The following is a 258-nucleotide window of genomic DNA, read 5'->3' on the forward strand; positions in this document are numbered from 1 at the left end:
GTGCAGGTCAGTTCGCTGCCCTTGCGCCTCACCGTGCGGCCGATTCCCGCGGCCTGGCCCGCTGGCGTACCATGGTTGCCAGCCCGCAGCCTGACCCTGGAAGAGCACTGGAACCCCGACCCGGGCAGCCAGCAGGTGCAGATTGGCGACTCGCTGACGCGCAACATCACCTTGCGTGCCGAGGGCTTGTCCAGCACCCAACTGCCGCCGCTGCCCGCCACAGAGATCATCGGCTTGCGCCGCTACCCTGACCAACCG

General features: G+C 68.6%; 1 protein-coding gene. It reads left to right on the forward strand.

Translation table 11 applies throughout. The features are described from left to right. On the forward strand, positions 1 to 258 hold a 258-nt coding region (locus AC6UD2_RS06810; protein ID WP_500698437.1), incomplete at both ends, for a hypothetical protein.

This window comes from Fructilactobacillus sp. X2R5C2 (genome assembly GCF_059901375.1).